Here is a 13358-nt window from a genome sequence, read left to right as displayed (position 1 = left end):
TTTTCCAATCCGGTCTTACCTTTAGCATGCCGCTTTCTCCGCCCGTGCCCCGCCAGTTGCGCCATCAGCGCGCCATCCGGGCGGTCGCCTATGAGCGCGAAGACGGCCTGTGGGACATCGACGCGTGCCTGACCGACCACAAGCCACGCGACGTGCCGCTCGCCGCCGGTGTCCGGCCCAATGGTCTGCCGATCCATGAACTCTGGCTGCGTATTACGATCGATCGCAAGCTCAATGTCGTCGACGCCGAAGCGTCGTCCGACTGGGTGCCTTACGACGGTCAGTGCCAGAACGCCAATCCCGCCTATCGGGCCCTTATCGGGCTCAATCTCCTCGACAATTTCCGCCGTGAAGCGGGCCGGCTCCTCGCCGGCACGGTCGGCTGCACACACCTCACAGAAATGTTGGGCGTTTTGCCGACCGCTGCGATCCAGGCGTTCGTCGGGGCAGTGTGGGACACATCGAATGGCTCCCCGGGTGAAGCGCCCGGACCGGAACTCGGCAAGACCGCCGGAGGCAATGAGGCCGCCGGTGAAAAGCCGCCCTTCCAGCTGGGCCGCTGCCACGCGCTGCGGTTCGACGGGGAGGCGGTGAAGCAGTTTTATCCGCGCTGGTATGGCCATGTGCCGCGTTCGATAGAGCGTGGCGCGGAAACCCCCGGCGTGCGCGACAGCCGGAGCCCGGGCCAAGAGGGCAGGGCCGACGCCGTCTCGCATGAATAACAACAGCGGAATCGAAGTTCACTCCAACTCTCAGACTGAAGGAATCACGCATGAAGATTCACGAGTACCAGGGTAAGGAAATCCTGCGGAAATTCGGAGTCGCGGTCCCGCGCGGCATCCCGGTGTTTTCGGTGGATGACGCGGTCAAGGCCGCTCAAGAGCTGGGCGGTCCGGTTTGGGTCGTCAAGGCGCAGATCCACGCTGGCGGCCGCGGCAAGGGCGGTGGCGTGAAGGTCGCCAAGACGATCGAGCAAGTCCGCGAATACGCGAACCAGATCCTCGGCATGCAGCTCGTCACGCACCAGACCGGTCCGGAAGGCCAGAAGGTCAACCGTCTGCTGATCGAAGAAGGCGCCGACATCAAGCAGGAACTGTATGTCAGCCTCGTCGTCGATCGCGTGTCGCAAAAGATCGTTCTGATGGGTTCGAGCGAAGGCGGCATGGACATCGAAGAAGTCGCCGAAAAGCACCCGGAACTGATCCACAAGGTCATCGTCGAGCCGTCGACGGGTCTGCTCGACGCTCAGGCCGACGACCTCGCCGCGAAGATCGGCGTGCCGGCTGCTTCGATTCCGCAAGCCCGCGCCATCCTGCAAGGCCTGTACAAGGCATTCTGGGAAACCGACGCATCGCTGGCTGAAATCAACCCGCTGAACGTCTCCGGCGACGGCAAGGTCATCGCGCTCGACGCGAAGTTCAACTTCGACTCCAACGCACTGTCCCGTCATCCGGAAATCGTCGCTTACCGCGACCTGGACGAAGAAGATCCGGCTGAAATCGAAGCCTCGAAGTTCGACCTCGCGTACATCTCGCTCGACGGCAACATCGGCTGTCTGGTGAACGGCGCAGGCCTCGCCATGGCGACGATGGACACCATCAAGCTGTTCGGCGGCGAGCCGGCGAACTTCCTCGACGTGGGCGGTGGCGCCACGACCGAGAAGGTCACGGAAGCGTTCAAGCTCATGCTCAAGAACCCGGGCCTGAAGGCGATCCTCGTGAACATCTTCGGCGGCATCATGCGCTGCGACGTGATCGCAGAAGGCGTGATCGCTGGTTCGAAGGCCGTGAACCTGAACGTGCCGCTCGTCGTGCGCATGAAGGGCACGAACGAGGACCTCGGCAAGAAGATGCTGGCCGAATCGGGCCTGCCGATCATTTCGGCAGACAGCATGGAAGAAGCCGCGCAGAAGGTCGTCGCGGCTGCCGAAGGCAAGTAATTTTCACCGGACACGAATGGCGGCGTGCCGGCGCGAAATCCGCAACGCAAGGCGCGGATGACGCGACGCGCGGCGCCAAACGAAAAGAGGTCAATACATGTCGATTCTGATCAACAAAGACACCAAGGTCATCACGCAGGGCATCACCGGCAAGACCGGTCAGTTCCATACCCGCGCGTGCCGTGAGTACGCAAACGGCCGCGAAGCGTTCGTCGCTGGCGTGAACCCGAAAAAGGCCGGCGAAGATTTCGAAGGCATTCCTATCTACGCGAACGTGCGTGAAGCGAAGGACGCCACCGGCGCGACCGTTTCGGTCATCTACGTGCCGCCGGCAGGCGCTGCTGCTGCGATCTGGGAAGCCGTCGAGGCCGATCTCGATCTCGCGATCTGCATCACGGAAGGCATTCCCGTCCGCGACATGATCGAAGTCAAGGACCGTATGCGCCGCGAAGGCCGCAAGACGCTGCTCCTCGGCCCGAACTGCCCCGGCACGATCACGCCGGACGAGCTGAAGATCGGCATCATGCCGGGTCACATTCACCGCAAGGGCCGCATCGGCGTCGTGTCGCGTTCGGGCACGCTGACGTATGAAGCGGTTGCCCAGCTGACCGCGATCGGCCTCGGCCAGTCGTCGGCAGTCGGTATCGGCGGCGACCCGATCAACGGTCTGAAGCACATCGACGTCATGAAGATGTTCAACGACGATCCGGATACGGACGCCGTGATCATGATCGGCGAAATCGGCGGTCCGGACGAAGCGAACGCCGCCGAGTGGATCAAGGACAACATGAAGAAGCCGGTGGTTGGCTTCATCGCGGGCGTCACGGCGCCTCCGGGCAAGCGCATGGGCCACGCCGGCGCGCTGATCTCGGGCGGTGCGGATACGGCCGACGCGAAGCTGGAAATCATGGACGCGTGCGGCATCAAGGTGACGCGCAACCCGTCGGAAATGGGTCGTCTGCTGAAGGCGATGCTGTAAATTCGAAATGCGCCGCCACTCGTGCATCATGTATGCGCGGGCGGCCGGCGTTTTTTGATATGCTTGCGGAATCCTTTCACGAGGTTTCCGAACAAAGAGCGAGGGAGCCAGTCGTGGCCTCCTCGCTTTTTTATTTGGCTCGCCGTATGAGCCGCCTATCCTGAGTCACGGCTGAGTCTTCGTCTCCATGCTCGAGTTTTTCGCGACGCTCCACTGGGGCGCTGTCATCCAGATCATCGTCATCGACATCCTGCTCGGCGGCGACAACGCCGTGGTGATCGCGCTCGCCTGCCGCGACCTGCCTTCGCAGCAGCGCATGCGCGGCATTCTGTGGGGCACCGCGGGCGCGATCGCGCTGCGCGTGGTGCTGATCGCCTTCGCCGTGGTGCTGCTCAACGTGCCGTTCCTCAAGTTCACGGGCGGCCTGCTGCTGCTGTGGATCGGCGTTCGGTTGCTCGCGCCCAGTCAACTCGAGCACGCCAACGTGAAGCCTGCCGAAAAGCTGATGGGCGCGATCAAGACGATCGTCGTTGCCGACGCGGTGATGAGCCTCGACAACGTGGTCGCGATTGCCGGCGCTGCCGAAGCGGCCGATCCGCGCCATCGCATCGCACTCGTGATCTTCGGGCTGATGGTAAGTATTCCGCTCATCGTGTGGGGCAGCCAACTCGTACTCAAATTGCTCGACCGCTACCCGGTGATCGTGACGCTCGGCGCCGCGCTGCTCGGCTGGATTGCGGGCGGGCTCATCGTCAACGATCCCGCCGGCGACCGCTGGCCGCTGCTCGATACGCCCGCGGCCGAATACGGCATGTGCGTGGCGGGGGCCGTGTTCGTCGTCGCGCTCGGGACCTGGCTTCGGCGCCGCAACGCGCAGCGCAGCGCGACGCAGGGGCCGCAGTCGCACTGAGCGCGCATGGCTGTGCCATAGTGCCTGGGCCATCTGGCCGACTGCTGCGCAGCACGGGCCGCCGATACGATCAAGACGCCTGTTCACGACTGTGAGCAGGCGTTTCTTGTTTCAGGAGCCCTGACGATGATCGTATCCGCACTTCCCATGAACCCGCAGCCGCCCAACGGCTGCGCGTGTTTTGCCAGACTCTCGCGCCTCGCGAGCATTGCCGGGCGCTGGACCGCGCGCGGCTTCACGCTGATCGAACTGATGATCGTGCTCGCGATCGTCGGTGTGATCGCGGCCTACGCCATTCCCGCGTACCAGGATTACCTCGCCCGCAGCCGCGTGGGCGAGGGCCTTTCGCTCGCGGCTTCCGCGCGCCTCGCCGTGGCGGAGAACGCCGCGAGCGGCAACGCGTTCGGCGCGGGCTACACGGTGCCGCCCGCCACGCGCAACGTGCAGTCGCTGCATATCGATGACACGACCGGTCAGATCACCGTCGCTTTCACCTCGCGCGTGGCGCCCGAGGGCAGCAACACCATCGTGCTCGTACCCTCGGTGCCCGACAACGCCGATGCGCCCACCGCGCGCGTCGTGCTCGCCCAGGGCAGTGTGCAGGGCGGCACGCTCACGTGGGAGTGCTTCGCAGCGGGCAAGACGGCTTCGTCCCTTGGCGCGCCCGGCACGGGCCCATCGCCCACGGACGCCGCAACGCTGGCGGGCAACCTCGCACCGCCGGAGTGCCGCGCATAAGGTTTGCGCATCGGTGCGGGGGCAACCGTGAGCGCTTTCAAGCCCACTCGCGCAGCGCACGCGGATGCGACCCGACCGGCCGCACCCGCACAGCGGGGGAAAAGTTTTGTATAGTGCCCCGTTGCTGAACGCCCCCGCCCAACCATGCCTTCCAATTTTGCGCGTTACCTTACGTTCGTCTTGCTGGCCCTCGCGTTGACGCTGCCCTATGCGGTCGTCAACCACACCTATCCGATTCCGACTTTCTACGCGGAATTCGTTGCACTGACACTTTATGTGCTGATGGGCGCCGCGACGTTGCTGCTCATTCGTCCGGCGCGCGCAGGCGAGGGCTTCGCATCGCCCACGGTCGCGCTCGTGCCGCTCTTCTTCGGTCTGTTGCTGATCGTGCAGACGTTCGCACTGCCGCTTGCCGAGCCTTCGATGAACTGGCTCGGCGCCGGTTATCTGCTCGCCGCGTTCCTCGCGACGCACGCGGGCTACACCATCACGCGCGCGCGCCTCATGCAATCGGCGCTCGTGTGGGCGGCTTTCGCGCTGCAGTTCGGCGGCCTCTTCGCCGTATTCACCCAGGTGATCCAGCTCTTTCACCTGGAGACGAAGGTCACGCCGCTCGTGGTGGCGTACAACATCACGGTCGATCGCCGGCCGTTCGGCAACATGGCGCAGGCCAATCACCTCGCCACCTATATCGCCTTTGCGATGGCGGGTGCGATGTACCTCGTCCTCACACGGCGTTTGAACATCCTGCTGTGGGGCGTGCTGACCGTGATCTATTCGGGCGGTCTCGCGCTCACCGTGTCGCGCGGGCCGTGGCTGCAGATGGGCGTGATTTTCGTCGCGGGTCTGTGGATCGCGCTCACGGGCTGCCGCAGCGAAGGCGACGAGGGACGCGGTGCGGGTGCGGGCCGCAAGGCCGGCGGCGTGCGCGCCTGGGCCATCCCGTTCGTGCTCGTGCTGATCTTCTTCGGCATGAATGCATTCGTGCGCTGGGCCAACGTCCACTACGGCCTGGACCTTGCGCAGTCCGCCGCCGAGCGCATGAAGGACGCCAGCCAGATCGCGCCGCGCCTCGCACTGTGGCGCTACGGCTGGACGATGTTCAAGTCGCATCCGGTGCTAGGCGTCGGCTGGGGCGATTTCCCGGTGCACCAGTTCGAGCTGGCGCGCTCGCTTGGCGGCGTCGAGATCGCCAACAACGCGCACGACATCTTCCTCGACCTGCTCGCGAAGACCGGCCTCGTCGGTCTTGCCATCGTCGTGATCGGGCTCGTCGCGTGGTTCGTGCGCGGGCTGCGCGCGCCGCATACCGCCGAGCGCGTGTTCGGCTTCATGCTGATCGGCGTGCTCGTCATGCATGCGCTCGTCGAATATCCGCAGCAGTACATGTTCTTCCTGCTGCCGGCGATGTTCGTGTTCGGCCTGCTGGAGACGAAGCCGCTGCGTGTCGTGCCGCCGCGCGTCTCGCTCGGCGTGTATGCGGTGGTCGTGTTCGGCGGCGTCGCGGCGCTGTACCCGGTGCTGCGCGACTACAACCGCGCCGAGGTGCTGTATTACGGTCAGCACCCGGCGCGCGACTACGGCGACGATCCTTCGCGCCTGTTCGGCGCTTGGGGCGACTACGGTATGGCCACGCTGTTGCCGATGAACGCCGCGAGCCTGCCGAGCAAGCTTTACGCGCACCAGCGCGCCATCGCGCTGCTGCCCGGCGAAACGGTGCTGCGCCGCTACGCGGTCTTGCAGGCGCTGGATGGCGATACGGCGGGCGCTTTCGATACGGTGGAGCGTCTGCGCATTTTCGCCACGGAACTGCACGACTGGCAGACGCAACTCGCTTCGCTCTACGGCCTGCTCGACGAGCAGCCCACGCTCGCGGACTTCAAGGCGCAACTCGTCAAGAAGTACGGGACGCCGGCGAAATCGGTCGAACAGGACGACGAGGACGATTCGGACGATTGAGTCTCACAGCGCGCGCGTGAAGGGGCGGTGAGTCAGCTCGCCGCCGCTCCGGCAATCAAAGCTCGGAGTACTTCGCGGCGCTGCCTTTTGCCTTCTCCACGGGATAGCGCTGCGCGTTCAGCTTGAGCTTTTCCGCCGCCGCTTCGACCAGATCGATCCCGGCGGTATGGGCGACCAGCAACAGGTAGATGAACACATCCGCGCATTCGTGCTTGAGATGCGTGAGCTGCGCGGGATCGGCGAGCTGTGAGTCGATCTGCGCGTCGGTCTTCCACTGGACCGTTTCCAGCAGCTCGCCTGCCTCGATGCTGGTGGAGACGATCAGGTTGCGCAAGGTGTGAAACTGCTTCCAGTCGCGCTCGTCGCGAAAGGCCAGAACCTGCGCGAGCAGTTCGTCGAGCGTCATGGCATCAGCGCTCCGCCACCCAGTCTCCCGACTTGCCGCCGTGCTTTTCCAGCACGCGCACATCGGTGATCGTCATGCCGCGGTCCACGGCCTTGCACATGTCATAGACGGTCAGCAGTCCGACCTGCACGGCGGTCAGCGCTTCCATTTCCACGCCCGTGCGGCCGAGCGTTTCCACCTGCGCCGTGCAGTGAACGCCGGGCAGCGCTTCGTCGAGCGCGAAGTCCACTTTCACGCGCGTAATGGCGAGCGGGTGGCACAGCGGAATCAGATCCGAGGTGCGCTTCGCCCCCTGGATCGCGGCGATGCGCGCAACGCCGATCACGTCACCTTTTTTCGCGTGGCCGTCGCGGATCAGCGCGAAGGTTTCCGGCAACATGCGGATCGTGCCGCTCGCGAGCGCGATGCGCTTCGTCTCTGCCTTGCCGCCGACATCGACCATATGGGCGTCGCCGGCTGCGTCGAAATGCGTGAGTTCAGGCATGGTGGTTCTTCCTTGAGGGGTAGCTATCTTAACAGTGCGGCACGCCGCGCTTTCTACGCGTCTTGCCGTGTCGCAAGTGTTGTAAGGCGGGCTACAATCGATGGGTTGGCGCACGGGCGCGGGCGGTCCTCACCGGGCGCGCCGCCGCGCCGGTGTTCCGCATTCCCCGATCCTGTCATCAATGCGTCTGAAACGGCTGCTTGCTGCATGGTTGTGCGCGTCGCTTATGGTTTCGCCGCAAGCGTACGCGCAGGCGTCGAATGCCGCCGTCCTCAAGTCCGGCGCGGCCCCGCCGATGGCCGCGCAGCCGGCACCGGCCCCCTCCAGCCCGGCACCGAACGCGGCCAATGCGGCGCCCGCACTCGTCAGCGGCCCGTTCGACGACTCGGCTGACCCCGTCGTCCCCGCCTCGATCGCGCAGGGCGTGTTCGGCACTTACGGCGGCGCGCAGAGCCGCTTTTCGGCCCAGGGCCAGGCAGGCGCAGCTTCCTCGTCGTCGAGCGGCAATACCAGCGTGCGCGCCCCCGCCTGGGTGCCGCAACTGCCCGACCTCGGCGACGGCTCCGGCGGCGCGCTCACGCCGCAGGCCGAGCGCCGTATCGGCGAGCGCGTGATGCGCGAGATTCGCCGCGACCCCGACTATATCGGCGACTGGCTCGTGCGCGACTACCTCAATTCGGTGGCCGCGCGCCTAGCGGCGGCCGCCAGCGCGCAGTTCATCGGCGCCTATCGGCCCGACTTCGATCTGTTCGCGATCCGCGACGGCCAGATCAACGCCTTCTCGCTGCCGGGCGGCTTCATCGGCGTGAACTCGGGGCTCATCGTCGTCACCCAAACGGAGTCCGAACTCGCCTCCGTGCTCGGTCACGAAATGGGCCACGTCTTGCAGCGGCACATCGCACGTATGCTTTCGCAGAGCGAGCGCACGGGCCTGGCCGCGCTGGCCGGCGTGCTGTTCGGCATTCTCGCGGGCGTGCTCGCGCGTAGCGGCGATCTCGGCGCCGGGATTGCGCTCGGCAGCCAGGCGTATGCCGTGGACAGCCAGTTGCGTTTCTCGCGCGCCGCGGAGCACGAGGCCGATCGCGTGGGCTTCCAGCTGCTCACGGGCGCGGGCTACGACCCGTGGGGCATGGTGGCGTTTTTCGAGCGGCTCGAGCGCGATTCGATGGAAGACACGGGCGTGCCGGCCTACGCGCGCACGCACCCGCTCACCGGCGAGCGCATCGCCGACATGCAGGACCGCGCGCGCCGCGCCGCTTACCGTCAGCCGCGCCAGGCGCCCGAGTACGGTTTCGTGCGCGCACGCGTGCGTGTGCTTCAGGACCGCACGCGCAACGAGTACATCGACGAGGTTTCGCGACTGCGCTCGGAGCTCGAGGACCGCACGGCGCTCAACGTCGCCGCGAACTGGTATGGCATTGCCTACGCGCAGTTGCTGCTGGAGCGCTACGACGACGCCACGGCGTCGCTCGCGAACGCGCGCGCGGCGTTCGCGAAGTTCGAGGCCGCGGATGGCAGCAAGACGCGCCGCTCGCCGAGTCTCGACGTGCTCGCCGTGGATATCGCGCGCCGCTCAGGCCGCACCGACGACGCCGTGCGGCTGGCCGAGGCCGCGCACATGGCGTGGCCAGGCTCCCACGCGGCCGCCGATGCGCTGCTGCAGGCGCTGATCGCGGCGCGGCGCTTCAAGGAGGCGCAGACGCTCGCGCGCAGCGAAACCGAGGCCGAACCGCAGCAGGACGCCTGGTGGCTCTATCTGGCGCAGGCGAGTGCCGGACTCGGCGACGCGCTCACTCAGCATCGGGCGATGGCGGAGAAGCTGGCGCTCGACGGCGCGTGGCCCTCGGCTATCCGTCAGCTCAAGGAGGCGCGCGACATGAAATCGGTGGGCTACTACGATCTGTCGACGATCGAAGCGCGCCTGCACGACTTCGAGGCGCGCTACCAGCAGGAGCGCCAGGACGAGAAGGACGAGGGCCGCGGCTAAGTCGGGGCTCAGTCCGCGGATGCAGGCGGCGTGCCGCTCGCGCCGTGCCCCGCGGCCTGCGCTTCGCGCTCGGCGCGCGCCGGGCTCGCCACGAAGGCGAAGCGCGTGCTCACGTCGGCGCGCTTGACCGGCTGCAGCGGCAGCGCGGCGCCGGCGCGCCAGTGGAAGGTGCCGCTGTGCGCGTCGTCCGCGAGCGTGGCGTGGTCGGTGAAGAGGTCGAGGTCGTGGTCGTGCAGCAGCGCCGCGCGCGGCGGCGAACTCGCATCGGCGAAGATCACGCTGCCCGCTTCGTCGAGGTAGGCGGCCACGGGCTCGAACGCTTGACCGCCCTGATCGGTGAGCGTCAACGCGTCGTCGCCCTCGTGACCCGCGGCGAGACGCACGATCCACGGCGTGTATTCGAGTTCGACGTACACGCGCTGCGGCCCGTTCTGGAAGTACCACTGGCCGTGTTCATCGCGCTCGTAATTGCGGTTGATGAAGCCGAGCAGCGCTTCGTGGCGGATCGCGGTGCCGGGTGCGTTCTGCGCCTGGGCGGCCTCGTCGCGCATGCGCCAGTTGCCGCGTGCGTCGAGCAGCAGCCAGCCCGTGCAATGCGGGACGTTGGGCCAGCGCGCGAGCGCCTGTTTGACGATGTCATCCATGAGAGACGAAAGGCGAGAGATAAGCGAACACGCGCTGCGAAAGCCAGTCGCTGCGGCCAGGGAACGGTCCCGTCATGAAGCCGACGTGGCCGCCGTGCGCGGGCTGATCGAGTTCGACGGCGGCGCTCACTTCGTGGCGCGCGGGCAGCGCGCGGCCCGGCAGGAACGGATCGTTGCGCGCGTTCAGAATGAGCGTGGGGACGGCGATTTCGCCGAGCTTCGGACGGATCGTCGCTTGCGTGTAGTAGTCGTGGGTGTCGCGAAAACCGTGCAGCGGCGCCGTCACGACATTGTCGAATTCGTACATCGTCCGGCTGGCGAGCACGGCTTGCGCGTCGAACAGGCCGGGGTACTGCTCGAGTTTCTGGAGCGCCTTCACTTTCAGCGTTTTCAGGAAGCTGCGCGTGTAGATCATGCCGAAACCCTGCGTCAGCATCTCACTGCCTGCATGCACATCGAGCGGCGTGGAGATCGCCGCGGCGGCCGCGACGATCGCGGCGTCTTCCCGACGCTGGGCAAGCCAGTGCAGCAGCACGTTGCCGCCGAGCGACACGCCCGCGACCACGAGCGGCCCCGCGTGGCGGGCAGCGAAGCGGCGCAGCACCCAGTCGACTTCGGCGGAATCGGCGAGATGGTAGAAGCGCGGCAGCAGGTTCAGCGGTCCGCTGCAACTGCGAAAGTGGGGGATCGCCGCATGCCAGCCGCGCGCCTGCGCGGCGGCAGCGAGCGCGCGCGCGTAGTGGGAGCTCGAGCCGCCTTCCAGGCCGTGGAACAGGACGAAAAGCGGGGCGTTGTGTGAATCCGCACCGGCACGCTTGCCGTCCAGCCAGTCCACTTCGATGAAGTCGCCATCCGGTGTGTCCCAGCGCTCGCGGCGGTAGGCGGGCGCGGGCAGGCGCGAGAACAGCGCCGGCACGATGGTCTGGATGTGCGCACCGGGCAGCCAGAACGGCGCGCGGTAGTCGTTGTCGTAGTGGGGGCCGAGCAGGGCGGTCTGGGCATCGAGCGCGGCCGCGACGCGGGCTGCGTCGCCGGGCCTGCTGGTGTCGTCGGTCGTACTCATCACTGCCCCCTGCTTTGCGCCCTTATGTCAGTGCAGCGCGCCCTGGCCGTGGCGCAATCTGGCCGAGAACTGGGTGGCTGCGTCGTCGGGCATGCGGCTCGCGTGAATGTGCGCAATGCGCCACTCGCCGCGTTCGTGAACCATCACGTAGGTCGTGAAGACCATGGTGGGAATCGCACTGGGATCGACCGGGCGGTGCGCTTCCACGATCGCGTAGACCACGGTGCCGAGGCTGTCGTACACACGGATGTCGAGCGGCTCGATCGACACCGGCGCCGCTTCGAGCTGTGCGGCGAGGCCCGCGCGGATGCTCGGCAGGCCGTGCAGGTGCGCGCCTTCCGCCGTGATGCAGCTCACGAACTCTTCATCGATCCACAGACCCATCAAGCTGTCGATGTTGACTTCCGCGACGGCCTGGTAGTACGCGTTGAGGGTGTCCGCGGCGGCTTCGAAGATGTGGGCAAAACGTGGCATGGCTCGTTGGTCTTGTGCGCTCGGTGTCGCATTCGGCGTCTACCTGGGCGCGGGTTGGCGATTGATCGGTTGCGTCGTTGTGCGGCTGTCGCTGCGTGCCGCGCGTTTGCCGCGAGCATGCCGCTTTCGCGAGGCAGGCCTGTGACGTGCTCCGATGCGGCGCATGGGTCCCTCCCGCGCCTCGTTGCCTCTATTGGGCGCGCGCAACGCGCATGGCGTCCGTTGCGTGGCGCACATCCATTTGTGTGCGCGATGTTTTCAGCGTGGCGGGCGGCACATAGCCGCCCAACGCTGCTGGCGATGCCTGTTGCTTATCGCTGCCCGAGCAGCATGCCGCGTAGATCGCCGAAAACCTGCTCCGGGCTCAGTTCGCGCAGGCAGTTCAGATGCCCGAGCGGACACTCTCGCGCAAAGCAGGGACTACATTCGAGATGGAGCCATTGTACCTTTGCAAGCTCGGACAAGGGCGGCGTGTGGCGCGGATCCGTCGAACCGTACAGCGCGACGAGCGGCCGACGCAGCGCGGCGGCCACGTGCATCAGGCCCGAATCGTTGGTCACCACGGCGTTCGCGCGCGAGATCAGTGCGCACGCCTCGCCGAGCGCGGTCTGCCCGCACAGGTTGCGCACGTTCGGCGCGCGATCGGCAATCGCCTGGGCGAGCGGGGCGTCCTTCGGCGAGCCGAGCGCGACGATCTGCGTGTACGGGAACGACTGCCCCACCATCTTCGCGAGCGCCGCGAAATGCTCGGGCGGCCAGCGCTTGGCCGGGCCGTACTCGGCGCCGGGGCAGAACACGAGCAGCGGCACGCGCGTATCGAGATTGAAGCGCGCCGACACGCGCGACGCCTCGTTCGGGTCCGACTCGAGGCGCGGCATCGGCAGGTCGTCGGGCACGCTCGCGCCGGGCGCGTAGGCGAGCGCGGCGTAGTGGCTGACCATCGGCGGGCGCTCGTCGTTGGGCGGATTCGCATGGCGCACATTCAAGAGGCCGTAACGGTTCTCGCCCGTGTAGCCAATGCGCAGCCCGATATTGGCGAGCCACGGGATCAGCGCGGACTTGAGCGAATTGGGCAGCACGTAGGCGGCGTCATAGCGCTCGGCGCGCAGATCGCCCGCCAGTTGCCAGCGGCGCAGCAGCTGCAGCTTGCCGTGGCCGAGGTCGGTGGCGTAGACGTCGCGGATCTCGGGCATGCGCTCGAGCACGGGCGCAACCCAGGTTGGCGCGAGCGCATCGATCTGAATGCGCGGGTGCAGTTTCACGAGCCGCGAAAAAAGCGGCTGCGCCATCAGTGCGTCACCGATCCAGTTCGGTGCGATTACCAGCGCGCGGCGCATCGGGAGTCAGGGTCCGGAGAGGGTAAAGGTTGCACGTGCGGCTTGCCCGCCTCGCGCCGGCTCGGGCCGGCATGGGGGCGGATTGGGCCGCGCGCGAAACACGGTTGGGAAAATGACGAGAAGCCGCGCGCCGGTGAACGGGCGGCGGCGGCACGTAAAACGCGCCGCCGCATGCAACGACGGCGCGCCGCGAGTGAGGCGAAACGCGTCAGTGGCCGTGGACGACCTCGCCCGCGCGCAGCTTGTAACGCGTGCTGCAGTACGGGCACTTCGCTTCGCCGTGCGTCACGTCGAGGAACACGCGCGGGTGGTTGCTCCAGCGCGGCATCGACGGATTCGGGCAGTAAGCGGGCAGATCCTTGGCCGAAAGTTCGACCAGCGGCATTTCCTTGATTTCGCTCATGAGGACGATTCTCTGTGTAGCTGTGGGGGCCAGGC

General features: G+C 66.6%; 14 protein-coding genes. 7 read left to right on the top strand and 7 right to left on the bottom strand.

All coding sequences use genetic code 11. From position 1 onward, the window contains the following. The first annotated feature begins 26 nt into the window (after positions 1–26). From AB4Y36_RS02740 to AB4Y36_RS02715, 6 genes are all read left to right on the top strand, one after another. The gene (locus AB4Y36_RS02740; protein ID WP_368605571.1) at positions 27–722 is read left to right on the top strand and encodes a DUF2889 domain-containing protein; all 696 of its coding nucleotides are present in this window, start codon (positions 27–29) and stop codon (positions 720–722) included. 50 nt (positions 723–772) lie between these two features. After that, positions 773–1939: an ADP-forming succinate--CoA ligase subunit beta gene (gene sucC, locus AB4Y36_RS02735; protein WP_321930262.1), complete on the top strand. Its 1167-nt coding sequence runs from the start codon at positions 773–775 to the stop codon at positions 1937–1939. A gap of 97 nt (positions 1940–2036) precedes the next feature. Next, entirely contained in the window at positions 2037–2918 is an 882-nt protein-coding gene (gene sucD, locus AB4Y36_RS02730; protein ID WP_069262862.1) for a succinate--CoA ligase subunit alpha, read from the top strand. A gap of 187 nt (positions 2919–3105) precedes the next feature. Beyond that, positions 3106–3828 carry a TerC family protein gene (locus AB4Y36_RS02725; protein WP_069262861.1) on the top strand — a complete coding sequence of 241 codons (723 nt, stop codon included), beginning with the start codon at positions 3106–3108 and terminating at the stop codon, positions 3826–3828. A 126-nt stretch (positions 3829–3954) separates the two neighbouring features. Beyond that, positions 3955–4566 (top strand): pilin, encoded by a 612-nt coding sequence (locus tag AB4Y36_RS02720; protein ID WP_342948440.1) that lies wholly within the window; start codon positions 3955–3957, stop codon positions 4564–4566. Between the two features lie 144 nt (positions 4567–4710). After that, positions 4711–6525: a PglL family O-oligosaccharyltransferase gene (locus AB4Y36_RS02715; RefSeq protein WP_069262859.1), complete on the top strand. Its 1815-nt coding sequence runs from the start codon at positions 4711–4713 to the stop codon at positions 6523–6525. Positions 6526–6580: 55 nt separating this feature from the next. On the opposite strand, the gene AB4Y36_RS02710 is transcribed toward AB4Y36_RS02715, so the two are convergent. Both AB4Y36_RS02710 and moaC read right to left on the bottom strand, forming a co-directional pair. Further along, on the bottom strand, positions 6581–6931 hold the full coding sequence (locus tag AB4Y36_RS02710) for a nucleotide pyrophosphohydrolase (protein ID WP_368682229.1): 351 nt from the start codon (positions 6929–6931) through the stop codon (positions 6581–6583). Positions 6932–6935: 4 nt separating this feature from the next. Continuing rightward, positions 6936–7415 (bottom strand): cyclic pyranopterin monophosphate synthase MoaC, encoded by a 480-nt coding sequence (gene moaC, locus AB4Y36_RS02705; protein ID WP_042266308.1) that lies wholly within the window; start codon positions 7413–7415, stop codon positions 6936–6938. A 181-nt stretch (positions 7416–7596) separates the two neighbouring features. Between moaC and AB4Y36_RS02700 the strand changes: the two genes are divergently transcribed. Further along, positions 7597–9402: a M48 family metalloprotease gene (locus AB4Y36_RS02700; RefSeq protein ID WP_368682228.1), complete on the top strand. Its 1806-nt coding sequence runs from the start codon at positions 7597–7599 to the stop codon at positions 9400–9402. An 8-nt stretch (positions 9403–9410) separates the two neighbouring features. Here the strand turns inward: AB4Y36_RS02700 and AB4Y36_RS02695 are convergent, their stop codons facing one another. The 5 genes from AB4Y36_RS02695 to AB4Y36_RS02675 all read right to left on the bottom strand — a co-directional run bounded on the left by AB4Y36_RS02695 (position 9411) and on the right by AB4Y36_RS02675 (position 13323). After that, positions 9411–10046: a DUF2946 family protein gene (locus tag AB4Y36_RS02695; protein WP_069262855.1), complete on the bottom strand. Its 636-nt coding sequence runs from the start codon at positions 10044–10046 to the stop codon at positions 9411–9413. Next, positions 10039–11109 carry a YheT family hydrolase gene (locus tag AB4Y36_RS02690; protein WP_368605576.1) on the bottom strand — a complete coding sequence of 357 codons (1071 nt, stop codon included), beginning with the start codon at positions 11107–11109 and terminating at the stop codon, positions 10039–10041. The genes AB4Y36_RS02695 and AB4Y36_RS02690 overlap by 8 nt, the downstream gene beginning before the upstream one ends. A gap of 27 nt (positions 11110–11136) precedes the next feature. After that, positions 11137–11583 (bottom strand): nuclear transport factor 2 family protein, encoded by a 447-nt coding sequence (locus tag AB4Y36_RS02685; protein WP_069262853.1) that lies wholly within the window; start codon positions 11581–11583, stop codon positions 11137–11139. A 311-nt stretch (positions 11584–11894) separates the two neighbouring features. Continuing rightward, entirely contained in the window at positions 11895–12920 is a 1026-nt protein-coding gene (waaF, locus tag AB4Y36_RS02680; protein WP_368682227.1) for a lipopolysaccharide heptosyltransferase II, read from the bottom strand. A gap of 208 nt (positions 12921–13128) precedes the next feature. Further along, positions 13129–13323, bottom strand: coding sequence for a zinc-finger domain-containing protein (locus tag AB4Y36_RS02675; protein ID WP_028205950.1), 195 nt, complete (start codon positions 13321–13323; stop codon positions 13129–13131). Positions 13324–13358 lie beyond the last annotated feature (35 nt).

Origin of the sequence: Paraburkholderia sp. BR10936 (assembly GCF_040965735.1) — a bacterium.
Taxonomy (GTDB): Bacteria; Pseudomonadota; Gammaproteobacteria; order Burkholderiales; family Burkholderiaceae; genus Paraburkholderia; species Paraburkholderia nodosa_A.
This window is presented reverse-complemented; position numbering and strand designations above follow the sequence as displayed.